At 48.2% G+C, this 25538-nt stretch carries 21 protein-coding genes and 2 pseudogenes; 3 read left to right on the forward strand and 20 right to left on the reverse strand.

The genetic code is table 11. The annotated features are described in order from the left end of the window. Nucleotides 1–106: 106 nt before the first annotated feature. Together ACTNA4_RS14285 and ACTNA4_RS14290 are read right to left on the reverse strand one after the other, a co-directional pair. Nucleotides 107–499, reverse strand: a complete 393-nt coding sequence (locus tag ACTNA4_RS14285; RefSeq protein ID WP_441030707.1) for a hypothetical protein — start codon at nt 497–499, stop codon at nt 107–109. Between the two features lie 378 nt (nt 500–877). Continuing rightward, the gene (locus ACTNA4_RS14290; protein ID WP_441030709.1) at nt 878–1204 is read right to left on the reverse strand and encodes a helix-turn-helix domain-containing protein; all 327 of its coding nucleotides are present in this window, start codon (nt 1202–1204) and stop codon (nt 878–880) included. Nucleotides 1205–1369: 165 nt separating this feature from the next. Here ACTNA4_RS14290 and ACTNA4_RS14295 point away from each other — a divergent pair, with 165 nt between their 5' ends. After that, the gene (locus tag ACTNA4_RS14295; RefSeq protein ID WP_441030711.1) at nt 1370–1843 is read left to right on the forward strand and encodes a hypothetical protein; all 474 of its coding nucleotides are present in this window, start codon (nt 1370–1372) and stop codon (nt 1841–1843) included. A gap of 31 nt (nt 1844–1874) precedes the next feature. After that, on the forward strand, nt 1875–2393 hold the full coding sequence (locus ACTNA4_RS14300; protein ID WP_441030713.1) for a DUF4367 domain-containing protein: 519 nt from the start codon (nt 1875–1877) through the stop codon (nt 2391–2393). A 57-nt stretch (nt 2394–2450) separates the two neighbouring features. On the opposite strand, the gene ACTNA4_RS14305 is transcribed toward ACTNA4_RS14300, so the two are convergent. From ACTNA4_RS14305 to ACTNA4_RS14325, 5 genes are all read right to left on the reverse strand, one after another. Then, on the reverse strand, nt 2451–3848 hold the full coding sequence (locus ACTNA4_RS14305) for a relaxase/mobilization nuclease domain-containing protein (protein WP_441030715.1): 1398 nt from the start codon (nt 3846–3848) through the stop codon (nt 2451–2453). Between the two features lie 66 nt (nt 3849–3914). Continuing rightward, on the reverse strand, nt 3915–4199 hold the full coding sequence (locus ACTNA4_RS14310; protein WP_441030717.1) for a hypothetical protein: 285 nt from the start codon (nt 4197–4199) through the stop codon (nt 3915–3917). A gap of 118 nt (nt 4200–4317) precedes the next feature. Continuing rightward, nucleotides 4318–4650 carry a plasmid mobilization protein gene (locus ACTNA4_RS14315; protein ID WP_441030719.1) on the reverse strand — a complete coding sequence of 111 codons (333 nt, stop codon included), beginning with the start codon at nt 4648–4650 and terminating at the stop codon, nt 4318–4320. Beyond that, nucleotides 4650–11489, reverse strand: a complete 6840-nt coding sequence (locus tag ACTNA4_RS14320; RefSeq protein WP_441030727.1) for a DEAD/DEAH box helicase family protein — start codon at nt 11487–11489, stop codon at nt 4650–4652. Before ACTNA4_RS14320 ends, ACTNA4_RS14315 begins: the two co-directional genes overlap by 1 nt. Before the next feature lie 161 nt (nt 11490–11650). After that, nucleotides 11651–12085: a TnpV protein gene (locus tag ACTNA4_RS14325; RefSeq protein WP_441030721.1), complete on the reverse strand. Its 435-nt coding sequence runs from the start codon at nt 12083–12085 to the stop codon at nt 11651–11653. 67 nt (nt 12086–12152) lie between these two features. On the opposite strand from ACTNA4_RS14325, the gene ACTNA4_RS14330 reads away from it, so the two are divergent. Continuing rightward, on the forward strand, nt 12153–12464 hold the full coding sequence (locus tag ACTNA4_RS14330; protein ID WP_244095321.1) for a hypothetical protein: 312 nt from the start codon (nt 12153–12155) through the stop codon (nt 12462–12464). A gap of 328 nt (nt 12465–12792) precedes the next feature. On the opposite strand, the gene ACTNA4_RS14335 is transcribed toward ACTNA4_RS14330, so the two are convergent. The 13 genes and pseudogenes from ACTNA4_RS14335 to ACTNA4_RS14395 all read right to left on the reverse strand — a co-directional run. Next, complete coding sequence (locus ACTNA4_RS14335; protein WP_173876995.1) at nt 12793–13002, reverse strand: transposon-transfer assisting family protein; 210 nt, start codon at nt 13000–13002, stop codon at nt 12793–12795. After that, nucleotides 12999–13592, reverse strand: a complete 594-nt coding sequence (locus tag ACTNA4_RS14340; protein WP_173876994.1) for a YodL domain-containing protein — start codon at nt 13590–13592, stop codon at nt 12999–13001. Before ACTNA4_RS14340 ends, ACTNA4_RS14335 begins: the two co-directional genes overlap by 4 nt. A gap of 11 nt (nt 13593–13603) precedes the next feature. Further along, nucleotides 13604–14449, reverse strand: coding sequence for an LPD16 domain-containing protein (locus ACTNA4_RS14345; RefSeq protein ID WP_173876993.1), 846 nt, complete (start codon nt 14447–14449; stop codon nt 13604–13606). Then, nucleotides 14446–16521 carry a DNA topoisomerase 3 gene (locus ACTNA4_RS14350; protein ID WP_441030724.1) on the reverse strand — a complete coding sequence of 692 codons (2076 nt, stop codon included), beginning with the start codon at nt 16519–16521 and terminating at the stop codon, nt 14446–14448. Before ACTNA4_RS14350 ends, ACTNA4_RS14345 begins: the two co-directional genes overlap by 4 nt. A gap of 119 nt (nt 16522–16640) precedes the next feature. Then, the gene (locus ACTNA4_RS14355; protein WP_173876991.1) at nt 16641–17573 is read right to left on the reverse strand and encodes a hypothetical protein; all 933 of its coding nucleotides are present in this window, start codon (nt 17571–17573) and stop codon (nt 16641–16643) included. A gap of 151 nt (nt 17574–17724) precedes the next feature. Continuing rightward, entirely contained in the window at nt 17725–18807 is a 1083-nt protein-coding gene (locus ACTNA4_RS14360; protein ID WP_173876990.1) for a CD1107 family mobile element protein, read from the reverse strand. Next, entirely contained in the window at nt 18797–19054 is a 258-nt protein-coding gene (locus ACTNA4_RS14365) for a DUF4315 family protein (RefSeq protein WP_168934190.1), read from the reverse strand. Before ACTNA4_RS14365 ends, ACTNA4_RS14360 begins: the two co-directional genes overlap by 11 nt. Before the next feature lie 13 nt (nt 19055–19067). After that, nucleotides 19068–20822, reverse strand: a complete 1755-nt coding sequence (locus tag ACTNA4_RS14370; protein WP_173876989.1) for a C40 family peptidase — start codon at nt 20820–20822, stop codon at nt 19068–19070. Between the two features lie 3 nt (nt 20823–20825). Further along, nucleotides 20826–23213: a VirB4-like conjugal transfer ATPase, CD1110 family gene (locus ACTNA4_RS14375; RefSeq protein ID WP_173877006.1), complete on the reverse strand. Its 2388-nt coding sequence runs from the start codon at nt 23211–23213 to the stop codon at nt 20826–20828. After that, the gene (locus ACTNA4_RS14380) at nt 23173–23607 is read right to left on the reverse strand and encodes a PrgI family protein (RefSeq protein WP_168934192.1); all 435 of its coding nucleotides are present in this window, start codon (nt 23605–23607) and stop codon (nt 23173–23175) included. Before ACTNA4_RS14380 ends, ACTNA4_RS14375 begins: the two co-directional genes overlap by 41 nt. A gap of 16 nt (nt 23608–23623) precedes the next feature. Further along, complete coding sequence (locus ACTNA4_RS14385) at nt 23624–24490, reverse strand: VirB6/TrbL-like conjugal transfer protein, CD1112 family (protein WP_173876988.1); 867 nt, start codon at nt 24488–24490, stop codon at nt 23624–23626. Nucleotides 24491–24514: 24 nt separating this feature from the next. Further along, nucleotides 24515–24598, reverse strand: a pseudogene (locus ACTNA4_RS14390) (Maff2 family mobile element protein); the annotation flags it as partial. Nucleotides 24599–24689: 91 nt separating this feature from the next. Continuing rightward, a pseudogene (locus ACTNA4_RS14395) lies at nt 24690–25436 on the reverse strand (recombinase zinc beta ribbon domain-containing protein); the annotation flags it as partial. Nucleotides 25437–25538: the final 102 nt, after the last annotated feature.

Below are 25538 nucleotides of genomic sequence, written 5' to 3' on the forward strand. Positions count from 1 at the left end.
CTGCGCGATGCGCTTCATACACAGGTTGCAGTGGCATAAATCGCTATTTTATTAGCTGAAATATTGAATTTTCAAGGTACAAATCCCATTTTGGGTATGGGAAGTCTTAGTAAATAATATGTGGGTTGCTTTCAACTTTCAAAATGTCATCAATAAGCTGATTTACACCCTCACCAAACTCAATCACGGATGGATTTTCGATGTTGTTGTTTACAACAGCATAGCCTGTCGGCTCGAAAGACACGTAATAGGCAACGATCTCACCAAATGCATTGTAAAGCGGAAGCACATCATTCTCAGTTGCGCCCGATACAAGAATATCATTTGCAATGTCAGGAGCATTCAACATGGAACTGGCAATGAGTAATGCATCAATTTCTTCAATGGAATTGTCAATCAGCGACACTTCATCGTTTGCATCAATTTCTGCCGCAAACGCAGAAACGCTCATGGAGAAAGCCATAATTACGGCGAGCATCAAGCAAATAATCTTTTTCATAACGTGTTCTCCTTTCATTCATATGGTGTGGAATATCTATGAACCCATATTAACAAAGCATTGGAACCCTCTCCTTATTTATGGTTTAACTATAATAACGATTGAGGGTACTAATTTTGGACAGAGGGAAACAATTATTTTAAGAAACTTTTGAAGTTCACAAATTGGCAAGCAGTGTAAACCTGTACAGGTTCACTCATTTTCTCGATTTTCCCTCCGGTACAATCTTCGCAAATTTGCTTGTTGGGGCAGCATCCCCAATCCCCTTTGAACGGTATCTGCGATACCGGCTACGCATTCATTCTGAACGCTTCTGATGAAAAGAAAAAAACCTGGACTTCAATAAGCGTCCAGGTTAAAAACTTTCAATTTTGATATTCAATTTTTCTTTTCAATCCAACCAACGAAAGTCTTGACCTTTTCCAGATCTTCCTCATTCATGGTTCTCAGTTTCTCGCACAACTCACGATATGGCGTGTCGGCATCATCCATCGGAGCAAAAAACTCTGCCGGTGTCATATTGAAATACGAGATAATATTGAACAACTCCTTGAGAGATGGCAAGGCCGATCCGCTGGTGATTCCACGAATGTACGAGCCACTTTTGTCCAAATCCAAACTCATCTTGTGTTCAGAAATATTCTTTGATATTCGCAGTTCGGTAATCCTGTTGCGAATGAAATCGTCATACTGCGTATTGGCCATTCCTGTCCCTCCTTCCTCCAATTATTGTAGTATGAATTGGAAGGTATCGTTGGTAGGGAAAAAATGAATTTTCGCTTTATTTACTCGAGTTTTAATGATATGATTATGAATATAACGTTGTAGTTGGTAATGCCACTACGAAGTATTCCCAAAGGAGATGATTTTATGAATCTGTATGCTGTCAGCTTCTTTGGTCACAGGCAAATTGATAATATATTTGTAATTGAGCAACGCTTGGAAACGATAATTCAGGAACTTCTCTTAACCAAAGAATATGTTGAATTCTTTGTTGGTCGTGATGGAGAGTTTGATCAGCTTGTCGCTTCAACTATCCGCAGATGTAAACGAGCCGTCCGTGATGATAACAGCGCACTTGTTCTGGTACTGCCTTACGCAACAGCAGAATATCGAAACAACGAACAATCATTCCATGAATATTATGACGAGATTGAGATCTGCGCCGAATCTGCAGAAAGGCATTTCAAGTCGGCTCATCAAACCAGAAATCGTACTATGGTTAACCGTTCGGACTTGGTAGTTTTTTGTGTGGAACACAACTCAGGCGGAGCCTACCAAACCTTTCAATACGCAAAGAAAGCAAATGCCAATATAATCAATTTACCAGATGTAACCCGTTGACCCTCACACTCTTTTTCAAAGAAGGATGAACATGAACAAAAAGAAAATCCTACTTATTGTCTTTGCCATTATTATCGTTGCTGTTGGAATTGTCACCGCCGTAGTTCCACAGAAAGAGAAAGAAATGGACCCGGAAGAATTTCTGGAACGCTTTGAGCAAGCCGCAGAAGAAGTCCTGGGTGAAGATATTCAGCAGATCTCCAAAACGGAGCTTGTCGCTACTCTTACCTACGGTCACGAAACCGACAAGGACAATAACATCTATTATAGAATTTTGAAAACTACATACGGTGAAGCCGGTGATCCATCATCCGTTACCGGGCTGAACACCGATGCCCTGAATGTACTTTTCCCCGTTGATATGATGGACAGTTGCGAAGAAATGATGATTCAGGACTGGCACGGCGCACTCTATAAAAAAGATGACACCGCTTTTCTGTGCTGGACAGTTGATCCCGAAGTCAGTTATGTTCTGGAATACACACCAAGTAAAATGCCCGACTCCGAAATCATTAAGATGGCTGAGAGCGCAACACCCATAGATGAATAACAAAAAAGAGCCACGACTGCTACTCCATTTTCAGAGCAACAGCCGTGGCTTTCTTTGTCAGCGGACAGATTTCTTCTCCTGTTCCTGCTCTTTCTTTTTGTCGATGCTTAGAATTGTCTCAACCGTTTGCTTGGCGATCAGCAATTCCTCTTTTTCTTTTCTAATCTTGCGGTACTCTGCGTAATCCTGTTTCTTCTGGACAGTCAGACGGTGAAATTCCTCATATAGCGATTGCTTGGAGGGGAGCTTCGTGATTTGCGCTTCATCAAAGGCTTGCTTTGCCGCTTTATGAATTGTTATTTCCTGACGGTGTTCCTCAAAGAACTTTTTGCTGTATCCAGACTTGCGATACTCTACATAGATTTGCCTTGTATCACGGTAATTTTTTATATGCTGCTGTAATGCCTGAACCTCAACGATTCGTTTCTCTGCGGCTTTAATGGAATCAGAAAGCTCGTCGAAACGGGCGGAAAGTTTTTCAATATGAGCAGTCAAATCATCGTAGTTGCCCAGACCTTTTTCTTTCAGAAGAATGACGGTACGGGCAGCTTCTTTTCGATTGAACTTCTTTGCCCACTTCTCATAACCGACCGTTTTCCCTTCAGCCATTTTTGCCTGGACATCAATAAGCATCTGGAACTGGTTCTTTGTGGGAGCATTGGCAGAACCACCTCTGGATCTGTGCAGGCTCTTACCGGAGATAACCGCTTGCAGTTCCTCTTTACTGTACCCATCACCCAGGGAACGCAGACGGATAAATCGTTTCTGGTCTTTTCCTTTGAACGCGGGCTGCTTTCCATCCTTGAACTCAAAACCCATATCAGCCAGAGCCTGAATGAAATCCTCAAAACCCTTTGGCTTTTGTTTCAGTACCGCATCAATGGCTTCACAAAGATCGTCACGCTGGGTACGCTTCTTGGGGTACACAGTTCTTTTCTGACGCTCCCTATAAGGTTTCGGTGTGATGATGGACAGCCCATGCTCCAAACAAACCATATCACTGAGCCTTTGAACAGCCAGACCGGAAAGGAAAAAATTCTTGAACTTACGACTGGCATCCAGGGAAGTAGAGTTATAGATGATATGGTTGTGTATGTGGGCTTTGTCGATGTGAGTGGCAACAATAAAAGCGTGTTTGCCTTTCGTCCATCTCATCGCTGTTTCATAGCCAACCTGATTTGCTTCCTCCGGTGTGACTTCTCCGGGCTTGAAGGACTGGCGAATCTGATAGGCTATGATATTGTTCTTTTGCTGTCTGCCGGTGGTGTGCTGATACTGCCTTTTGGAAAGAAGGAATTCTTCATCGACAGTCTTAGGATCGCACTCATAGGAACTGATAAATTCGCCGTCATTGGTTTTCGCTGCGTTCTGCGAGTAGTCTGTTCGATCAGCCAGACATTGAGCGACCGTTTTACCCTTATTCACATGGAGCGCAATCAGTCTTGTTGCTGCCATTCACATCACATCCTTTCCAAAAGAAAAAGCCACCTATCGGTGACTTCTCTTCGCTTATTTTCAATTTTAAGAGCGCAGGAACTGTCCAAGACTTTCACTTGCGGTCTCAGCCTGAACAGTCAGGAACACAATACCAAACAGGGCGAGGAATGCTGCCAGACCCATGACTGCGAGGATTGCCAGCGAAGTCCACATTGCCTGAACGACACAATAGATACCGCAGCCGACGAGGATCAGGAGCAACAGCCCGATAACATGCGAGGAAATATTGGAAAGCAGATTGCCCAGGATGCAAACGCTTTTCATAATCAACAACACAGGGAGTGCAAATACCTTCAAAATCATCTTCATAGGAACATCTCCTTTCTTTCTAATTATATTGTACATCCACTTGCGAAAACTCTCAATGATGTCGCTGGGTATATAAAGCCGCAGCCGAAGCTACGACTTCCCGCCAGATTGCCGGAGATTACTGGATTGATGCTAACCTGACAAGGACTTCTTTCATATCCGCCCAGATGGTTTCCAGACGTTCCTGCAAGTCCTTAATGTCAGCTTCGTAGATGCTGCCGGTTTCATTGGCTCGTTTTGCGTACTGGTTCAGATTGTTGGAACAGATTCGCAGAAGCGAAACCAGTGCTTTCACATCCTGCAAATCCAGATTGATACAGTAGCCGTCCAGAGCCATTTTTCTCAGATATGCCCCCATACTGCGGATACCAAGCTCGTCCATCTTCTGATGAATTCTCTCGACTTCCTCTTTGGAAGCAAGGAAATGAACATCCTGGTCTCGCTTTGCCATTACAACACCTCCTCGTGTGCTTCAGAGCGTTTTGCAGGCGGGATATGCTCTGCCTTAGATTTCAGATCAGCCAGAACGGAAGGACGCTCTGTGCTTTTCTTTTCGGCACGGCTTTCCACCGTATCCTCCATATTCAGAGCCGCATCAAGCTCTGCCAGTCGCTGACTTTTCGCCATCAGCTCTGCTTCCTGAGGGAACGGTTTTCCAAGTTCACCTTTGGTCGCTTCCTGCTGATTATAGAGATTGGTCAGCTGTTCATTGGCTCTTTCCAGCCTTTCTGTGATGCCTGCAAGGGCATTATCCAGACGGGTAATGTTACCCCTCGCATCGGTGCCAAGGGCTACACGGTGGCTCATAGAGCCTTTCAGGGTGATGTCGTACTCATGTCGGAAACTGTCGAAAGAAAGCTCCATCTGGAATCCACGGTAACTGCCCAAAGGAACGGGGTCAGAGCCTTTTACTTCCTTACACGCTGCCAGAATCCACTCACCGGCATCTGCTTTTTCCGCATAGTGCTTGCCACGGATGTCCATACCACAGAACCCCTCGGAGATCTGCGGGTGAGCTTCTACGGTCTTAATATCAGCTTCAAAGCCATGGATATAGCCTGTCTGCTTTTCAATCTCAGCCGGAAAGTATTTCAGGAGCTTATCTTCCATACGGTACTGCTGACTCTGGTGGTCAGCTTTCAGCACCTTCAGACGGGCAACATCAATGTCCAAGTCCATCTTTTCCTTGATGAGAGGATTACCGGCACACAGCGCCTTAATCTCCGCATAGGACAGAGCCTGCTCGTCCACATCGTCACAGGAGCGAACCGGCGATTTAGAGGTCATAATCTGGGAAATGAACTTCTGCTTATTCTCCAAGGTCTGATACAGATATGCGTCGAAGGTTCCCTCAGTCACATACTGATACACCTGAACCTCTTTGTTCTGGTTGCCCTGACGGATAATACGACCGTTTCTCTGGGTCATATCGGACGGACGCCAACCCACATCCAAGTGGTGAACTGCTACCAGTTTATCCTGGACGTTAGTTCCTGCACCCATTTTCTGCGTACTGCCAAGAAGCACTCGCACCTGACCGGTACGAACCTTTGCAAAGAGGTCTTTTTTCTTCGCTTCGGTATCCGCATCATGGATAAATGCGATTTCTTCCACAGGCACACCATTTGCAATCAGCTTCGTCTTAATGTCATCGTAGACATTGAACGTACCGTCATTCTTCGGAGTTGAGAGGTCACAGAATACAAGCTGAGTCAGCTTGTCGGCCTGACCGTCCTGCCAGATACGGAGAACATTTCCCACACAGGCATTCAGTTTGCTGTCCGGGTCATCGGGGAGCAATGGGTTCATCAGTCTCTGATCCAGACCCAACTTTCGACCATCGCTGGTAATCTTCAGCATATTGTCCTCGGACGGGTCTACGATACCGGCATGGACTGCCGCAGCTCGTTCCGAAAGCTCTGCTACCATGTCCTGCTGATGTTCAGAAGGCTGAACCACAACAGTCTCAAACTTTGCTTCAGGAACAGGGAGATTCAACTGGTCAGAAGTCTTGATGTCTGCTACTTCCTTGAACATATTCATCAGTTCAGGAAGGTTGAAGAACTTGGCAAATCGGGTTCTGGCACGGTAGCCGGTTCCTTCAGGTGCAAGCTCAATGGCAGTCGTTGTTTCACCGAAAGTGGATGCCCAGGAATCGAAATGGGTTAGATTTTTCTTCTGGAGCGTACCGTACTGGAGATAACGCATGACCGTGTAAAGCTCGGTCATGGAGTTGCTGACGGGAGTACCCGTAGCGAAGATAACGCCACGACCGCCGGTGATCTCATCCATATAGCGGCACTTCATAAACATATCCGAAGATTTCTGAGCTTCAGAAGTGGACAGACCTGCTACATTCCTCATTTTGGTGTAGAGGAACAGGTTCTTGAACGCATGGCTCTCATCCACGAACAGTCGGTCAACGCCCAACTGCTCAAAGGTGATAACATCATCCTTTTTATCAGCGGCAATGAGCTTATCCAGTCTGGCTTCCAGAGATTTTCTGGTTTTCTCCATCTGTTTGATGGTGAAGTTTTCGCCACGCTGCCATTTCAGTTCTGCGATTGCGCCCTCGATCTCGTCAATCTGCTCTCGTAGCTGTCGTTCCTGTCTTTCAGGAGAAAGAGGGATTTTCTCGAACTGGCTATGACCGATGATAACAGCATCATAGTCGCCGGTTGCGATACGGGCGCAGAACTTCTTGCGATTTGCGGTTTCAAAATCTTTCTTCGTGGCAACAAGCAGTTTTGCACTCGGATAGAGGTGCAGGAACTCATTTGCCCACTGTAAGGTCAGATGGTTCGGCACGACAAACATAGATTTCTGGCTCAGGCCAAGTCGCTTGCTTTCCATAGCCGATGCTGCCATTTCAAAAGTTTTGCCCGCACCAACTTCGTGTGCGAGCAAGGTGTTTCCACCGTAAAGCACATGAGCGATAGCGTTTCTCTGATGTTCACAGAGGGTAATATCAGGGTTCATACCGCCGAAACGGATATGACTGCCATCATACTCACGGGGTCTGGTGGAGTTAAAGAGTTCGTTATACTTTGTGACCAGAGCTTCACGGCGGCGAGGGTCTTTCCATACCCAATCCTGAAACGCATCCTTGATTGCCTGCTGTTTCTGCTGGGCAAGGGTGGTTTCCTTTTTGTTCAGGACACGCTTCTGCTTACCGTCCGGATCTTCGATGGTGTCATAGATACGAATATCTTTCAGGTTCAGCGTTTCTTCCAGAATGCGATAAGCATTGGCACGGTCTGTACCGTAGGTCACATACGCCGCTACATCATTGTAGCTGGGAGAGCTTTTCCCATTGATACGCCACTCTGCGGTCATTTCGGAGAATTTCACCTCAATGGAACGGCGCAGATAGTATGGGGTCTCAAAGGTTTCCTCCATGAACTGCTGGATATAGTCGGCATCAATCCAAGTTGCACCCAGACGGACATCAATCTCTGACGCATCCAAGTCCTTCGGCTGTGCCTTTTGTAGAGCTTCCACATTGATGTTAAAGGAAGGATCATGTTTTGCTGACATTTCTGCGATACGCAGCTTGCTTCTCACATCACCGGAAAGGTACTCATCAGCAGTCTGCCAACCTGCTTCGGGGTCATTAGGACCCATAGGGTCTTTGAATATAACCCCTCGCAGTTCGGTCTTGATGGCATCGTATTCATCAGGAGTACCCAACAGCTGTGCCATGAACGGCAGATCAACCTTGCCACGCTCACCAATGGAAATTGCAAGAGCTTCGGACGGAGTATCTACGCTCGTCACTCTGCGTTCCGGCTTAATGGTTCTCTTGGTGAACATATCCGCCTTGCTTTTCAGATTGCCGTCCTCATCCACGTTTTCCAGAGAACACAGGAGGTAATAGGAGGAATCGTCAGAGAAAGCCTGACCGTTGGCACGGTTATTGATAAGACCATGTTTTGCGGTAAAGGCGTCATAGGCTTCATTCAATTCTGCCTGCTTCTGAGAAATCATTTCATCCGGGAAGTCCTCAAGCTGATATTCAATCAGTTCGTTGACGATACCACGAAGTTCCACCATGCCCATCACACGGTCTTTTGCTTTCTCATTCAGGTCAAGATGGCGCATGATGGAGTTTTCACGGAAATACACTTCACCATCCACCACAGCATAAGAGAAGTTCTTTACATCGGGTGTTGCAGGGATGGTTTCGGCTTCTTTGCCCTTATCAGCTTCAGGAAGCTCCACGGCCTGATAGGTTCCCTGAATGTGGGAAACCGCTTCTTTCAGAAGATCGGACAGCTCCGCACCCGGAATCGGACGGACGGTAATATCATCCTTGCCGTAAGGGGTGCTTTCCAGAACCGTGTCGCCCAGAACCATTTCCGGGTGATCGACAAAGTAGCTGTTCATGGTGTGTCCTTCTTCGGTGCGGTTCAGATGCACCCAATCAGGAACGATGTCGATCGGATGGTCACGCTTTTGCAGGAAGATGATGTCGGACACGACTTCAGTGCCTGCGTTCTTCTTAAAAGCATCGTTTGGCAGACGAATTGCACCAAGCAGTTCTGCTCTCTGTGCCAGATACCGTCTTGCATCCGAGTTCTTGGAATCCATGGTATATCGGCTTGTCACAAAAGCAACCACACCGCCGGGGCGAACCTGATCCAGAGCCTTGGCGAAGAAATAATTGTGGATAGAGAAACCCAGCTTGTCGTAGGGCTTATCCGATACCTTGTAGTTCCCAAAAGGAACATTACCCACAGCCAGATCGTAGAAGTCTCTGCGGTCTGCCGTTTCAAAACCGGCGACTTTGATTTCTGCGTTGGGATAGAGCTTCTGAGCGATTCTTCCGGTGATGGAATCCAGTTCCACACCGTAAAGGCGGCTGCTCTGCATCTCCGGGGGCAGCATACCAAAGAAGTTACCGATACCCATGGCGGGTTCCAGAATGTTGCCTGTCTCAAAGCCCATCTGTCCTACCGCATCGTAGATGGAGCGAATGACCGTGGGACTGGTATAGTGGGCGTTCAGCGTCGAAGCTCTTGCCGCAGCATATTCATCCTCGGACAGCAGATTTTTCAGAGTGGTGTACTCCTGCGCCCAATTTCCCTTATCAGGGTCAAAGGCATCTGCCAGACCGCCCCAGCCGACATAGTTCGACAAAATTTCCTGTTCTTCAGGAGTAGCGTTTCGGTTCTCGCTCTCCAGCAGGAACAGGGTCTTGATGGCTTCCATATTTCTTGCGAACTTCTGCTTCGGTCCACCTTCACCGATGTGGTCATCCGTGATGTGGAAGTTCACCGCAGGAACAGGAGGGACTTCTCTGGTTGCGAGGGACTGCTCAATCTGAGCAATGATGTCCATGACCTCAGGATTCTGCCAGCCGTCCACCTTTGTATAGTCCTGAATGATGGTATCTTTCCCATCCACGCACTGAACAAAGTCCAGACTGCCCGGTAAAGGCTTTCTGGTATTCATCGCACCCAGAGCTTTTCGCTGTGTGTCAGGGAGTTCGTGATAGGCTCTCAGGGCATCTTCAAAGGAACTGTATTCCTTGATGTCCAGCGCACCACGCTTCTGGATGTCCTCTGCTACATAGAAATGGTCGATGAAGTGTTCCGGCTGTACCGCTTCGGCAATGCCATAGACCTGTGCGTGTGCCTTTTCATCAGGATAGTCGCCATAGATACGGATGCACTTATGCTCCTGCTGATCGTAAACGGCAGCACCGTCATACTTGAACCCGTCATCCTCCATAGTTCCGTCTACATAGCCCTGGGCAGCTGTTTCCGCTTCCTCCAGAGTGTAGTAGTCCAGTTTATCATCGAAGCCGTTTTCAAAGTGATGATAAGCGGCAACCAGATAACGACGTTCCGGCTGTGCTGTTTCGGTGCGGATTTCGCCCTGATTTTCCTCTGTAACGGAGTTTTCTTCAGTATAGGCGTCACCCCTTACTGCATGGTTTCTTTCGTCCTGAGAAAGCATTTCCTCAAATCTGGAACGGTTCTCAGCACGGAAGATAGGATAAAGCAGAGAGGGGTCTCTCAGCTGCACTTCCCGGTCGGTGATCTGCTCCACAAGAAAAGCGGTGTCGTCCAGATAGACCGTATCGCCAACCTGATAATTCCACACCGGTGTTTTCTCAACCGGCTCTGCGATATTTTCTGCGGATTCTTCAGGCTGTACTGCTTCCATCGCCGCCACAGACTGACGGACTTCCTCAAGGTAGTCATTGGCAAGCCACTCATCGTCGAAGTATTCCGTAACGCCCTCATGGTCTACATAATAGGTTCCGGTCTGCTCATCCCAGATGGCATACTCGCCATCCTCGGTATCGACCACAGCAAAACGCTCATAGACATCTTCCAGAGGATTTGTTCTGGCATCTTCGATTGCCTGCCGCTCGGCTTTCTCCTCAGGGGTAAGAAAGCGACCTTTCTTCATCAGAGCGTCAATTCTCTGTGCCACCTGTGTCCAGGACATCTGCACCTTATCACAGCCGCTTTTGGTGTAGCGGACGCCCTTGGCATCGTGATCCTGACCGCTGTGGGTTGCACCGGAACAGGCATGGGAATGACCGCCGGTTCCGTATTCATGCTTCAGAAACTCGGCTTTGTCCTTAACAGAATGATTTTCCTGCCAGTATTCATAGATACGGCGCTTTCCACCGGCGAAGCCGCTGCCACGGGTCAGGTCTGCATTGACCTCATCATCCGTAATGAACTGACGGACAAGGGGCATCTGCATCATATCAGTCTGATATTCCCTGAGAGGAGCATCCAGTTCATTCAACCGCTTTTCAATGCCATCCAGCTTGTGATAATGAAAGCGAAGCAGAGAACGGTCGGCATCATGGGCAATCATAAACCCACGATACTCCTCTTTCATTGCCGCTAAAAACTCAGGCTGTTTGAGCTGTTCTGCCAGCCATGCGGTTTCTTCCGGAAAACCATTGCTACGGATTTCCGACAAAGAGGGGAAGAATCCCATTGCCTTTGCTTCATCGGATAGGTCATGGTAAAGATACCAAATGGACTGAGCCATCTTTTCACGCTCAAAGCCGGGAGCTTCCACCAGTTCCACATTGGTAGCGTACCGACCGTTTTCCAGCAACTCTCCAATCCGCTTTGCGACATCCTCCCATGGGATGATCTGCGCCCTGGGGCTGTCAATGGCAGAGGAACCTTTGGCAAGATGAATCCCGTCCCCGGCATACCATGCGGAAATATTGCCGCTGTCCTCTTTCAGACCGAAACTGCCGTGATAAACCCGCTTCAGAGCCGGGACAATTTCTTCCACAGGTTTTTGCTTCATATACTCCAGAGCAACGATTTTCCGGGCATCATCGGTATTGCTGCCAAGCAGGAGAAAGTGGTCGATTTCTTCCTGAGAAAAAGAAAAAGCAGAGGGCTTTCGGCTCTCTGCTTCGTCGATAAAACTGATTTGTTCGTGTTCGAAGAGGAACAGGTTCAGACTCAGCTGTTGATAAGCTCCGTCATCACGATTTCCTCCGCCTGCGCTTTCAGGCTGCTCATGTGTCTTGCCCAGCCCAGCTGATCCGTCTCTTTCTCCGGTGCCGGGTTGTTCTTCAGGTACTGGTTCATCAAAAGTTCCACTCTGGCTTTCGCCGTCTCCTCGATCTCCCACAGGTGGGGGAACAGGGTCTCCGTCAGAATCATGTCGTTCAGGAGCATCGGATTGTTCTGCTCCAGAAACGCTCTGCGCATCCTGCCATATTTGCCCAAAGGTCTCGTTTCCTCGTTCTCCAGCCTGATGTTCGGGATTCTGTAATCTCCGGCCTGTCTGTAAGTCATTTCGCTCATAATCTGCGCTCCTTTCAGCAGCTCTGTTCTGCTCGTATTCACCAATCGCTTTCTCGATCTCCTGAAACATCCGTGAACTGATTGCATTGACTGCCGTGCCGAGGGTGTTTACCGTCTGGCGGGTGTTAAAATCAAAGACATTCAGGAAGTCCTCATGCTCGAAGTAGTTGTCAGGATTCTCAACCAGTCGGCAGTACATCGCATAGGATACGCTGTTTGCAACCGCTCTCTTGAAAGCCACTTCGATGTTAAGTTCATCATACTCCTCAAGGAAGCTATTGGCAACGATGTCGAGGATCGGCTTCTTGTAATCCTCCCAATACTCCGCAGAAAGAGACAGCGCAATCTCCTCCAGCTGCGCCTCCAACAGTCCATCTGCGGCAACGCCAAAGGAACGCTCCATAGCTTCCATCACATACGCACGGTTTTCCTCTGTGACTTCCCAAGGTTTCAGTTCAGGGGATGAACGGCGGACACCAGTATCAGCCACATCGAATACATACCGCAGATAGGGCTTATCTTTGTTGGTCACAAACAGTGCGATGCCGGTGGAACCTCGTCTGACATATCTGCGGTACTTCTCGTCGTTCCACTCGTCATAAGGCTTGCAGAAGGTGGCATTGGGGCGCTGGGCATAAATCATCACCTGTTCCGGATAAGTGAACTCATAGTTTCGGGACATCGTTACCAGAAAGGAAGTCCAGTTATCCTTGTTCGATGTGATCTTTCCGATGGTCTCTCTTGCCAACCCGGAATAAAATCGCTCTTTTGCGTTCATCATTTCCCTCCAATCCTTAAAAATCAGGATAAAGATTCAGCCTATCAAAAGTCTCGTCATCCATACCGGACAACTTATTGAGAACAGAATCAGCCAGGGCACAAAGCTCGGCTTCCTCCTCGGAAAGCTGCTCCTTCATCTGTACGAGTGCTTCGCACAGCCCCGACTTTGTGCCAGGGCTGTAAAGCATCATCAAGTTCCGTTCATCTTGTGTGAAATTCATCATTCCATATCCCTTTCCGGGTGGCTTCTGGGTGGTTTGTGGGGTGTATCGAAAACCGACATTTCTTTCAGCTGTTCCAACACGGAAGGTCGATCTTCCGCAGCGGGAGCCTTCCCGTTGTTAATGATGCCATCCAACATCCCATAATCGTCCTCCATAGCCATCTCTGCATTTTTCAGATAGTTTTCGGGTTTCATAAAGTCCTGAAGCTCCACGAAACCGAAGGCATCAACGTAATAACAGGATACTTCACCGGCGACCTTGAGCGCCACGATGTCGCTGACCGACATACTGTGACCACGGAAGTCCTCCGGGTGGTCAATATTGAACCTGGTATAAAGAGCTTCCAGCTGCTCGGCAGCACCGGCGGACTGCTCAATCGGACCATTGTAAACCACCTCATAATGGTCAATGGTCGGCTGGTTTTCCAGCTTCTGAATGTGCCAATACGGCATAAAACGAAACTCGTCGGTCTCGTCAATGTGTTTCAGCTGAAGGACTGCGTAAGAGTCCGTAGAGCTTTCCAGAAACGCTACCATTCTGTCATCGGAAGTGGTATTTCCATGAACATCATCCCATTTTTCAATTTTCATAGGCGACCTCCTTATCGTTCCGGTTCCTTGTGCTTATGCGAGGGCGTGGCAGGCGAAGTCTTTTCTACCGCCTGTGCCAGCTTTGCCATGACCGACTCACGCTTGGGCGGGTCGATCTTATCCAGCTGCCTTCTCAGCACCTTGGCAACCTCTACGGCAGTTTCCTCACGGGACTCCGCAATGGCCGTATCCAGAAACTCACGGTACGGAGCAGTATTGCCGGCGGCAAGGTCTGTCTTGATTTTCTGGATATGCGCCTGCGCATCATCGACCTGATCCATATATTCATAGGGGTCGAAGTTCTCGGCAAAACGGTCGAGTTTGAACGCAAGCTCTGCAACAGGGTCGTTCACCACAACCGCCTGCCTGCCAACCTCAAAAGCCTGTTCCATCACATCTTCATAGACCATGGCACGAAGCTCCCTGCGTTCCAGACCAAAGGATTCCAGAATTTCTTTTCTGGCTTCGATCATAGTCAAATCCGGGTTATCCAGCTGACCGCCATCCATCTCGTTGTAGTTCTCATCAAACAGAGTGTAATCGTAGCCATCCTCACAGGTCTGCACCGCCAGGATTCTGTCCCGACCGACCTTCCATGCGGCTTCATCACCCATGATTTCAGGCTCTGCCATATAGGTTGCGCCGTTGCGCTCCATGATTTCTGCGAACTGGCAGATGTGGAACACATTGTAGCCAATCTGGGTGTGGTACTCGTCGATGAATTTGCAGGGCTTTACGACGGTTTCATCGGGATAATGAATCTGGACACAGCCGCCGTCCGGAATACGGAACAAATCCTTATAGCGGCTGTCAATAAATCGGATGTCCTTGCCGTCCGGGTTATACTCATTCCTCATTTGCGTTTTCCTCCGTTATCAAATTCCATGTTAAACCTGATCTTACCGTCCTCGAATACCTCCATATAGACCGTGGCATCAAAGGTGTTTCCGGTCTTAGCTGATATACAGCCTTTCAGCTTGATTTTCCCAGAGCCGAGCAGCTTCTGTGCCGTGGCACTGGTCATGCTCTTGCCGATACTCTCGAAGTAGCGGTTGTTCTTCCAGAGGGCAAACTTGCAGCTTCTGTTGGAACAGAAAAATGCTTTCGCCTTTTCTTCCACAGAACTGCCGCAGACAGGGCATTTCCCCATGGCATTGCTTTCCTTTGACATCAGGACCTCAGAGTCCTGAATGACCTCGTAATTCCGAATCAGACCAGCAATCACATCTTTGATCTCGTCCATAAAATCCTCGCTGGCATATTCGCCCTTCTCGATGAGCAACAGCTTTTCCTCCCAATCCGCTGTCATAGACGGGGACTGAATCTGTTCGGGCATGACTGTTACCAGAGCCGTACCCTTGTGGGTAGGAATCAGATGTTTGGTTTTCTTATCACCTCTCCGTTCCAGAAAACCAATGCGAACCAGTTTTTCGATGATACCGGCACGGGTTGCAGGGGTTCCCAGACCTTTGCGTTCCACCTCATCGGGCATCTCGTCCGCCCCGGCAGTTTCCATGCTCTGCAGGAGCGTATCTTCGGTGTAGTGCTTCGGAGGAGAGGTTTTTCCCTCCTTAATCTCCGTGCTGATCACAGCCATCTCATCGCCAACGGAAACGGAAGGGAGTGCCTGTTCCTTTTCATCAGATTTTGTCGAACTGCTATTCCCGGCAAGTGCTTTCCATCCGTCATGCAGGATGGTTTTTCCCTTGGCAGAGAACGCTGTACCGCCGCAGTCCAATTCAATGACTGTCTCTGCGTATCGGTGCGGATCTCCCACAGCCACGAAAAGGCGGGTGGAAATCAGCTGCAAAATTGCAAGCTCGCCCTTAGGAAGCTCATTCAGATTGCATTTCTGCAATTCTCTGGTAGGGATAATGGCATGGTGGTCTGTGACCTTTTTGTTATCCACAACCTGCTCCGCATGGACAGATACGTTATCCACACCTGGGGCGGGGAATGTGTGGAAAGCCATATTTACAAGGTCAGGCAGATTGTGTGCCATATCGTCCGTCAGGTATCTGCTGTCGGTACGAGGATAAGTGACCAGCTTCTTTTCATAAAGGTTCTGGGTGTAATCCAAGGTCTGCTGTGCCGTATAGCCCAGCACACGGTTGGCATCTCTCTGCAAACTGGTCAGATCATAGAGTGCAGGCGGCTTTTCGCTTTTCTCTTTGCACTCTGCCTTTGTGACCGTAGCAACAGAACAATCTCTGCTGACTGCTTCGGCATCCGACTTCTTTTTGAAGCGTTCGCTTGCTGCCGTAAACCCATCCAGTCCAATCTGAACCGTATAGAAGGGTTCCGGTTTGAAAGCGGCAATGGCTGCTTCACGCATGACTGCCATCGCAAGGGTGGGAGTCATGACTCGACCAACATTCAGGGTCTGCCCATAAAGGGTAGAAAAAAGTCGAGTAGCGTTAATGCCAACAATCCAGTCAGCTCGCTCTCGACACAGGGCTGCTTCATACAAAGCATCATATTCAGTTCCAGACCTGAGATTTTCAAAGCCCTCCCGGATAGCGGAATCTTCCATGGAAGAAATCCAAAGCCGCTCAAATGGCTTTCTGCACCCGGCTTTGTGGTACACCAGACGAAAGATCAGTTCACCCTCACGACCGGCATCTGTAGCGCACACAAGACTGGCAACATCATCTCTGGCCATGAGCTTTTTCAGGATACCGAACTGCTTTTTTGTTCCGGAAGAAACCTCATACTGCCAATCAGCCAGGAAAATCGGCAGGTCAGCATACGTCCATTTGCTGTATTTTGCATCGTAGGCTTCGGGCTGTGCCAGTTCTACCAGATGACCGACACACCAGCTGACGATATAGCCGTTTCCTTCGAGGAATCCATCTTCACGCTTGTTTGCACCCAGCACCTTGGCAATGCTCTGTGCGACTGAAGGTTTCTCAGCCAATACTAATTTCATTTGCATCTGCTCCTTTCCAAAAAAATAAGCAGCCACACACCGTAGTGCATGACTGCTATGTAAAAAGAATTATATTATTCTTGATAAGCAATGTCTTTAAGGAGACATTGGAGAAAACTTTATTTTTTCCTATGTGTAATTCTTGCAACACCTTTTTCATGAATGTCGAAAATGACCAGATACTCATTATCCGAAATTACATCCTCCAGTAGAGTACATTGTTTTTCGCCCGTAACACTTCCATCCTCATAATTAAAATCGGCAAGACCACCACAGATAAAATCAGCAACCCTATTAGCTCCATCGTAAAATTGATTTTTTTCAACATCTATTAGATACACATCTTTTACACCGTTTTCTCGTTCGTGTGACAACTTATTCTCACAAATACAATGAGAAATTATATGATAGAACTCAGTATAAATCCCATCTTGCCAGTTTGTAATAGCGTCTCTATCAGAAAGCCAGCTGAACATTTCAATATTATCTTTTTCCTTTAGTAACAAGTATCTCAAATATCCTGCTAAAAAGCATATCTTTATTACTCGCCCAAACATCTTGTAATTAAATGATTTTTGCTTCGTTGCATTTTGAAGTTTTTTCAATTTTTTATTTATTTTTTCGTAGGCTTCTGCATTGTTAGGAGTTGTAACTTGCCAGTTTTCTGTCATCTCAATATATACCTTCAACAAATAATCTAAACTGGCTTTTTCATCTAATTTACGCAGTATATTATTTTCTCTGAGAATAAAGTTAAAACTAAAAAAATATCCCTCCTTAGTAAAATCACAAAAAGAAGGTGATACCTGCCTGCAATGTTTTAAATCTGTTTTTTGCATAGAACTGACTACTTCATTCCACTCATTAAAATCTAAGATGTATGGATATAAGACAAACGAAACGACATCGTTTGGTTTTTTTGTGTCCGCTATACAATAGTCGCTACACATAAACCATTTTGTAACTTCAGGATACTTTTGAAGGAAATTCTTAAATTGATGAATTGCAGATTTGTTGACTGTTGTATCTATACATATAAACATATTATCCATACTATCGACCCTCTATCTTCAAAGTTTATGTTTCTGACTATAATAATACAAGGAATGTCCCACATATACAATCCTTTTGTGTTGCGATTGCTTTCATTGTTCTATGTAAAGGCAACCTGAAGGCTGCCCCAGGCATCGTGCCTGTTACGGATTAGATCGGCTCGTTGTCCTCCTCATCAGCAGAGAAATCAACATCATCATCGTCCTCAAATTCCTCGCTGTAGCCGTAATCCTCGTCATCGCCTACATAATCAGCATCAGGATCAGGCTTTGCAGCTTTGTTTTCCTTCTTCTTTTCCTGCAACTTCTTAAAGGCGAAGAAACCACCGCCGCCAGCAAGGGCAAGCAGAGCAAGGATAGCCGGAATCATATTGGTCTTAGGCTTCTCCTCAGGCGCAGGCTCTGTGACCTCAGGCTCCGTTTCCGTCTCGGTCGGTTCTGGAGTGGTCTCAACCACAGGTTCGGTATACTTGGCAGCTTCTTCCTCGCTCATCAGCATCAGAAGGTCGGCCTCGTCCACCTGATTCAAGAAGTGAACGGTCTCGTTTCCTTCATCGTCACGGTCGATGATGATATAAAAGTAATTGCCGTTCTTTGTGACCGCAGTAATGAACTGTTTACCGGTTTTGTCAGAAGAGCCGACATCATCAACCAGTGTCAGATTGCCATCGGGAGTGAGGGCAGATTCACTGGCATCTGCGCCGGTGTCCATATTCTGCATGAACATATTCATGAACATCATAAGCAGCGCCATATCCATTTCGCTGTTCTGCTCGGCTTCCTCAATCAGCTCCAGATAGTCGCTGTGGACATAGCCATTCTTTTCAGGAACTGTGATCTGATACCAGTCGCCATCAACTCCGATCACCTTTACTTCCTCGCCGGGGCGAAGCTGGTCGATGATCTCATAATTCATGCCTGCACCGGTACGCACATTCAGCTGGGAACCGTTCGTGACCACCTTGCCGGTTCCCATGCCATCGTCCTCGGTTTTCTCGGCATCATACTTCCAGTCCTCGCCATTGAAGGAGAACACCACCGTACCATCTTCATCCACAGATACGCTGTACGGTACTTCTTCCGTTTCCTGCTCCGTGGTTTCCGCAGGGGCAGTTTCCACGGTTTCGGCACTGGAAGCCGCTGTCTCATCCGTATAGGCGAGAGCGGTTGTCGAAAACACGCTCATGCAAAGCACAGCCGCCAGAAAAGCGGCACACAGTCTTTTAATCTTCATTCTGCATCTCCTCCTCATTCATAGCGTTGATTGTCTCAGGCTTCGGAGCCATATCCGCAGCAAACATACGGAGAAGCTCAGAAAGCTGGTCAGGGGTCAGGTTCGCAGCATGAACCATTTCATGGATTTCGGAGTTTTCCTCCTCACGGTATCTGCGTTCCAGGTCTTTTACTCTGGCATCCCATTCAGCCCGTTTCCTGCGGGCTTTCTCAAGGTCTGCACCGATTCTGTCCAATTTGGCACCCAATAGAATGTCCTCCTTAATTTCGGATTCTGCCGAAGCAGTAAAAATGCTGTTGCCAGTAACTTGTTTCAATCGAAGCATAAGAGATCGGGTTTCCACAGTGAATCATCATCCCATTGCCGACATAAATACCAACGTGCGATGCACCGGAGGTATCATAAGTGCCTTGGAAGAAGATAAGGTCTCCCGGCTTTGCAGAGCTTCGGGGAATAATGTCACATACACCCATCAGACCGTTTGCGGTCAATCTGCCAACACTCCAACCGTTGCCGCAGTTATTGATGACCCACGAAACAAAACCGGAGCAATCGAAGGAAGTGGAGGGGCTACTTCCACCCCATACATACGGGTATCCCAGATACTTCTCAGCTTCCCGGATCATGTTGGCAAAGCGGGTATCCGTCAGAGCTTCGCCCGGAATGTCGTAGTCGGTGTATTCGCCGGTGACTGTATAGATGTCGTCCCCGAAAATATCAGGGCGGTTCCCGCTTGTCTGGAGGAGAATACGGTATCGCTCCATTTCATCCTCTGTCAGACCGGAGCTTCCGATTACACGGTTCAAGCCCTTGTTCACCAGCTTCACATTCAGGATATAATACTCATACTCAACCTCAACTTCGTACTCATATTCCTCCGTCGTGGTCTCGCCGGTTTCCGGGTCTGTGGATGTCGATGTGCCGGTACGAGTCTCTGTACGGGTTCGGATTTCCACTTCTTCTGTCAAAATCAGCTCATACTGCTGATCGAACAGCCACCGCAGAGTGCTTTGCACTTCCTCACGGGTGTAATCCTCAAACTTCACCGTCAGATACGCCGCCAACTCATAGGGATTGTGGTTGATCTCATCAAGGTCATAACGGTATTCATCATAACCGCTGTGAGTGCGCTCAATGTTGTTGATCTGATTTCTCAAGGCAGCTTCCAGAGCCTTGTAGTCATTGTCTGCCCCGATGATGTCCTCGTCCTCGGCAGTAAAGGAAGTCCCCAGAATCACCTGCGTCCCGCCCTGAAACATGGCAGCACAAGAGGAAAACATACTGGAGATAACCATAAAAAGCAGTCCCGCCACCAGAACAAGCAGAATGGCTTTGGAGTGCGTGGTGCAAAACTCCGTGACTCTTTCTGTGATTGTCTTGGCTCCCTGGGCTGCTTTTTCCGCACCCTTGGCAGCTGTTGTCTTTGCCGTACTGTTACCGGCTTTGGCAGCTGCATATTCTTTCTTGATTGCCTGTTTCTGCCGCCAGCGGGAAAACGGGTTGGAACCGGCATCGGGATTGTCCTTCTTGAACTTCTCATACAACGCATCCACATTGGCTTTATCTGACTTTTGCACCAACTTATCAGCCTTATCATGGGCTTTCAGTTTGTGGCTGTAGATGGCGTGATCGACGGTGTAGGCAGTGGATTCCACTGCCTTTGTCGTTTCCTGTGCGGACTGAACACCGACATTATCATCTTCATACTCCGATACCGCCCGATGCACCTTGGATTTGAGTGTCACAGCCGTGCCACGGGTGGCAAGCTGTTTTGCCGAAGATGGGCGATCCACAGCCACGCTGTTGTCTGTCTTGCCGAAACGGAGCTTTGCTTTCCGGGAACCGGCGGCATCCGTTTCCTGACGCAGCTTGGTTGCCTTCTTTTTGGAAGCCAGCTTATCCACCGCTTTTTCTGCTTTGTCAGCCGCTTTATCCGCACGGTCAGCAGCTTTTTTCACCTGAGAATCCGCAAGGTCATCTTCGGTGAAACGGAGTCGTGTCGGTTTCTTCGCCATGCCTTACGCCTCCTTTGTTGCCACCACCTCATTCAGCTTCGTGGTCATAATGCGGTAGAGTTCCGTATCGGTCGGGAACCGGTCAATAAACGGCAGGATCACATTGCCATAGAACAGAAGTCCTTCGCCCTCACCGGAATTGGTCACATAGGACAGCTGGTGGGGAGATATATTCAGACGCTTTGCCAGAATCCCTCTGTCCTCGCTTGCCTGATTCAACATATAGATGAAGTCAGAGTTTTCGAGGATATTGGCAATCTCCGGGGAACGAAGCAGGTCTTTGACATTCTGGGTGATGCCGGTGGGCAGGCCGCCCCATTTACGGAATCGCTTCCAGATTTCTACGGAATAGGTTGCTGTCTGCTCCTCCTTCAAAAGCAGATGGAACTCGTCAATGTAGTATCTGGTGGATTTACCGGCACTTCGGTTGGCTGTCACACGACCCCATACCTGATCCTGAACAATCAGCATACCGATTTTCTTCAGCTGATTGCCAAGCTCCTTGATGTCATAGCAGACCAGGCGGTTATTGATATCCACATTGGTTCGGTTATTGAACAGCTTCAAAGAACCCTTTACATAGATTTCCAGAGCCGTCGCTACATGATGGGCTTCTTTCTCGTCCTGCTTGAGAAGTGCGTTATACAAGTCCTCAAGAACGGGCATATTTTCAGGAACCGGATTGTCAAAATATCTCTGGTAAATCTGATGCACACAACGGTCAATAACTGTCTTTTCAATGGGCTGCAAGCCGTCCTTACTTCCCATGATCAACTCGCAGAGGGAAAGAATGAAGTCTGCTTTCAGGGCAACAGGGTTATCATCCTCAGAGTAGTTGATATTGATGTCCATGGGATTGATATAGTTGGTACTGGAAGAACTGATCTTGATTACCTGACCTTCAAACTTGTGAACCAGCGCCGCATATTCTGCTTCCGGGTCGCAGATGATAATGTCATCATCCGTCACGAGGAACGCATTGGTAATCTCACGCTTTGCGGAGAAGGATTTACCGGAACCAGGCGTACCAAGGATAAGCCCATTGGGATTCTTCAGCTTCTTTCTGTCCACCATGATAAGATTGTTGGACAAGGCATTCAGACCGTAATACAGGCTTTCGGCACCATTCTGGAACAGCTCCTGTGTGGTGAACGGCACAAAAATAGCCGTGGAACTGGTCGTCATACCACGACGAATCTCAATCAGATTCTGTGCCAGCGGCAGACTGCTCATCAAGCCCTGTTCCTGCTGAAAATCCAGTCGGCGCAGATTGCAGTTGTGCTTCTGGGCGATACTCTGTGCCTGGAACACATTGTTTTCCAACTCCTGTTCGGTGCGGCCGGTGTTCATCACAAGAAATGTCACCATGAACATTCGCTCGTTCTGGCTCTGAAGTTCTTTCAGAAGTGCTTTCGCATCTTTACCGTAGGTGGCAAGATCAGAGGGAATGATGTCCATATCGTAGCCGGAACGGACAGCCTTTTTCTGTTCCTCGATCTTGGAACGGTCAAGCTCTGTGATGGTTCGCTTGATGGTCTTGATTGCCGCCGTCTGATCAACCGACTGGATGTGCATGGTCACGATCTGGCTGGATTCCATATCCAGAAAGTCAGCCAGCATACGGTCAGAAAGGTCAGAAGCGATAATTTGCAGATAGGACATCGAACCGTAGATGCTGCCCATCTGGAAGGTACGGCTGTTCTTAAAGGCAAACGCTGTCGGCGCAATAAAGTCCTTTACGGACAGACCGGATTCCACAAGATACTTCCAGTCAAAGAAGAACTTATCATTGTCACCCATGTGGAACATGGAGTGCATCAGACGAAGCCGTTCCTTGCCGTTCATCGTGGATGCCATCACACCCAAACGGCGGAAGTTGTTGAGCAGGTCATTCTCGATATGGTTCAATCTCGGTTTTGCCTGACGCATGGACTCTGCTTCGATGCCGAAGGTCAGATACTTGGTCTTGGTCAGACCGTTATTGCCCTGTGACAGCTGCTTTTTCAGAATCTGGCTGTACTCGGCACGGGAAGCATTGAAGCTGTCCTTTCGGAACGGGATACGGATGCTCTTTTCAAAGCTCTCCGCATCGGTACTCATGTTCATAAAGGACAGCTCAAACTGAACAGAGCTGTCGAAGAAATTCAGGAAACTGCACCACTCATCGAAAATGGCGGTTTTATCCTCCTGCTGTGCCAGCTGATAGTTGATGTCCTGAAACTGTATGGTCTTGGTGTAGTAGCTGTCTGTGACCCGGCAGATACCGTCCGGGAACATTCTCTGAAAGGGAATGGACTGCTGGGCGGTCTGGGGAATCCCATTGTCTTTCTTTGCCCGTTCTACAACAGCCTTAATTTCTCTCTGCTGCTTTCGATTCAGATTTGCAGGCATTTTTATTGCCCTTGCCTGCGGTTTCTTCTTGAAAAACAATTCGCTCAACCTCCTTTTCAAGTTGATACTGACGCACCAGAGCGTCGTAATAGTTGTTCGTCTGATAAGGTCGAACCTTGGGACGAATAAATTTTGCCTGAATGAAATGCCCTGCAATAACTTCCAGCGGCTGACCGTCCTTTTCGTACATAGCCAGAAAGAACAGGGGAAGCATGACAATCATCATGGTCAGTGCCGCAAGGCTTACATTTCCTGTTCCTTTGACCAAAAAGAAAATCGGCACCCCAATGAGTGCCGCAGAGCCGAAACAGATCAGCTGTCGTTTTGTCAGATTGAAGAACACCTTTGTTTTTACCCTCGTCAGGTCACGGGGTACGGGGATATATGCTGCCACTGAAAACCTCCTTCCTTTAGTGGGCAGAGAACACGCCCTTTGCAAGAGAACCGGTCTTAAATAGGGTGAAGCACAGAAGAACCGTGTATCCCATGACACCCCAGATAGAAGCGATAATGTCCTCGCTGAAAGCGACCGACTGCACCAGCACCGCATAGATGCCCACACAGATCATAATCAGGAACCCCTGGAACCCGATTGCAAAAAGTGACCTCAGATAGTTCTGTCCAACGCTGCTCTGTTCCCTGTTCCCGAAGGTGGCAAAAGGAATCGGGGCAAGGCTGACCATGAGGTAAATCTCAATCATTCGTCCGTAGACAATGACGAAGATCACGATTGCCAATGCCGACATTGTGACCTGCACGATAAAGGATTGCAGGAACAATCCAAGCAAAGGACCCAGTTCCATTGCCATCAGTGTATCTTCCATTGTTTCAAGCGCCGCCGCATCTATGGCGGTGTCTCCCGCAATGATACCGGCACTGGCATTGATAACGTGCTGTGCCACATCGAACACAGCCATTGTGATATTGAATGTGTTTGTGATTAACATGACCGCAGCGAAGGTCTTGAACACCCACTTGAAGAAAATCCATGTCTCAAAATTCGCCAGATTGTTGTGGTCGATAATCATTTGAATTAGCTCGTAACAGGCGATAAAGGTCAGTATCAAGCCTGCTATCGGGATAATCACTGACTCGGAGATGTTGCGTACCATGGCAAAGACACCCGGCGAGAAGTTCGCCGGGGTCATGCCAACGGAGGTTGCTATCTCGCCAACCTGGTTGTTGACGGACTCAAACATCCCCGACAGATTTCCCATGATGGCTGAAACGAGCATTTCTTTCAGCCAGTCTGTGATCTGTTGGAGTATGCTGTCCAAAGGCGATTACCTCCTTTTTACGGATTAACCAAAGAGACCGGAAAGCAGGGGTACAAGAGTGGTTCCGATGAGGGCGACACCGCCGCCTGCCATGAGCTGTTTCATCCCCAATTAGGTGTAAAAACTCTGCTCGATGGCGGGCGGCGGCGTACAAAAAATCTATATGGTGTTGTTAAGAGAACCGTCCCGGCGGGACAGGTCAGGCAGTGACCTGTTCCACCTCCGGGATGGGTTTGAGATTAAAATGAATTTCGATAGAAATGTGTCTTGTTTTATCTTCGTCAATGCGCTCATGCACAACGATTTCTTTGATTAAGCGGTTGAGGGTGGCTGCGTCCAGCTCTGTGATGTTGGCGTATTCCTGAATGGCTTCCACCCATTGTTTTGCATCATTGGCAAGCTGGACTTCATCGGACAGCCGCTTTCTGCCCTCGGACACTTTTGTTTTAAGCTCCGTCTGCTCGGTCTGTGTCTTTTCCAGCATGGTGTTGAAATTCTGCTCACTGATACGCCCTGCAATCATATCCTCATAAAGCCGCATGACCATTTTGTCCAGAACCTCAATCCGTTCCTCGTCCCTTGTAAGGGAGCGTTCCATTGCTTCCCGCTGTTCCCGCTGCTCGGCTTCACAGGTATTGGTCAGGCGGTCGGCAACCGCTTCCCCGTCCATCAGGGCAGCTCTGGCACATTCCCGGATTTTCCGCAGCACATGGCTGTAAAGGGTGTCATAATCAATCCGGTGCTGGGTGCAGTGGTTCTTTCCAAAGGCATTGTAGGTCTTGCAGGAGTAAATCCGCTGGGGATGTTTAGCGTTTGTGTAGCGTACCGTCAGCGACTTCCCACACTCGCCGCATTTTAACAGTCCGGCAAACAGGCTGATTTCATTGGTCTGCCCCGGACGCTGGCGGGATTTCAGCTTGTTCTGCACAATGTCAAAGTGTCGTCTCGCAAAATAAAGTTCCTGTCTCCTGCACAAAAACAGCGAATTATTATATCAGTTCCATAATGATGTCTCTTTGTACGTGCCTGTAATTACGGCGCGCTTTTT

This window comes from Bariatricus sp. HCP28S3_A7, from assembly GCF_052066375.1.
Classification (GTDB): domain Bacteria; phylum Bacillota; class Clostridia; order Lachnospirales; family Lachnospiraceae; genus Allocoprococcus.

What these genes read in the sequence shown, in the direction of transcription:
- ACTNA4_RS14285 (WP_441030707.1), bottom strand. Translation starts at nt 499, where the DNA reads ATGAAAAAGATTATTTGCTTGATGCTCGCCGTAATTATGGCTTTCTCC.
- ACTNA4_RS14325 (WP_441030721.1), bottom strand. Translation starts at nt 12,085, where the DNA reads ATGCAATCAGTTCACGGATGTTTCAGGAGATCGAGAAAGCGATTGGTG.
- ACTNA4_RS14350 (WP_441030724.1), bottom strand. Translation starts at nt 16,521, where the DNA reads ATGAAATTAGTATTGGCTGAGAAACCTTCAGTCGCACAGAGCATTGCC.
- ACTNA4_RS14360 (WP_173876990.1), bottom strand. Translation starts at nt 18,807, where the DNA reads ATGAAGATTAAAAGACTGTGTGCCGCTTTTCTGGCGGCTGTGCTTTGC.
- ACTNA4_RS14330 (WP_244095321.1), top strand. Translation starts at nt 12,153, where the DNA reads ATGCTCGAAGTAGTTGTCAGGATTCTCAACCAGTCGGCAGTACATCGC.
- ACTNA4_RS14310 (WP_441030717.1), bottom strand. Translation starts at nt 4,199, where the DNA reads ATGAAGATGATTTTGAAGGTATTTGCACTCCCTGTGTTGTTGATTATG.
- ACTNA4_RS14315 (WP_441030719.1), bottom strand. Translation starts at nt 4,650, where the DNA reads ATGGCAAAGCGAGACCAGGATGTTCATTTCCTTGCTTCCAAAGAGGAA.
- ACTNA4_RS14295 (WP_441030711.1), top strand. Translation starts at nt 1,370, where the DNA reads ATGAATCTGTATGCTGTCAGCTTCTTTGGTCACAGGCAAATTGATAAT.
- ACTNA4_RS14345 (WP_173876993.1), bottom strand. Translation starts at nt 14,449, where the DNA reads ATGAGGAATGAGTATAACCCGGACGGCAAGGACATCCGATTTATTGAC.
- ACTNA4_RS14375 (WP_173877006.1), bottom strand. Translation starts at nt 23,213, where the DNA reads ATGCCTGCAAATCTGAATCGAAAGCAGCAGAGAGAAATTAAGGCTGTT.
- ACTNA4_RS14300 (WP_441030713.1), top strand. Translation starts at nt 1,875, where the DNA reads ATGAACAAAAAGAAAATCCTACTTATTGTCTTTGCCATTATTATCGTT.
- ACTNA4_RS14320 (WP_441030727.1), bottom strand. Translation starts at nt 11,489, where the DNA reads ATGAAGCAAAAACCTGTGGAAGAAATTGTCCCGGCTCTGAAGCGGGTT.
- ACTNA4_RS14335 (WP_173876995.1), bottom strand. Translation starts at nt 13,002, where the DNA reads ATGATGAATTTCACACAAGATGAACGGAACTTGATGATGCTTTACAGC.
- ACTNA4_RS14370 (WP_173876989.1), bottom strand. Translation starts at nt 20,822, where the DNA reads ATGGCGAAGAAACCGACACGACTCCGTTTCACCGAAGATGACCTTGCG.
- ACTNA4_RS14355 (WP_173876991.1), bottom strand. Translation starts at nt 17,573, where the DNA reads ATGGATAATATGTTTATATGTATAGATACAACAGTCAACAAATCTGCA.
- ACTNA4_RS14340 (WP_173876994.1), bottom strand. Translation starts at nt 13,592, where the DNA reads ATGAAAATTGAAAAATGGGATGATGTTCATGGAAATACCACTTCCGAT.
- ACTNA4_RS14305 (WP_441030715.1), bottom strand. Translation starts at nt 3,848, where the DNA reads ATGGCAGCAACAAGACTGATTGCGCTCCATGTGAATAAGGGTAAAACG.
- ACTNA4_RS14290 (WP_441030709.1), bottom strand. Translation starts at nt 1,204, where the DNA reads ATGGCCAATACGCAGTATGACGATTTCATTCGCAACAGGATTACCGAA.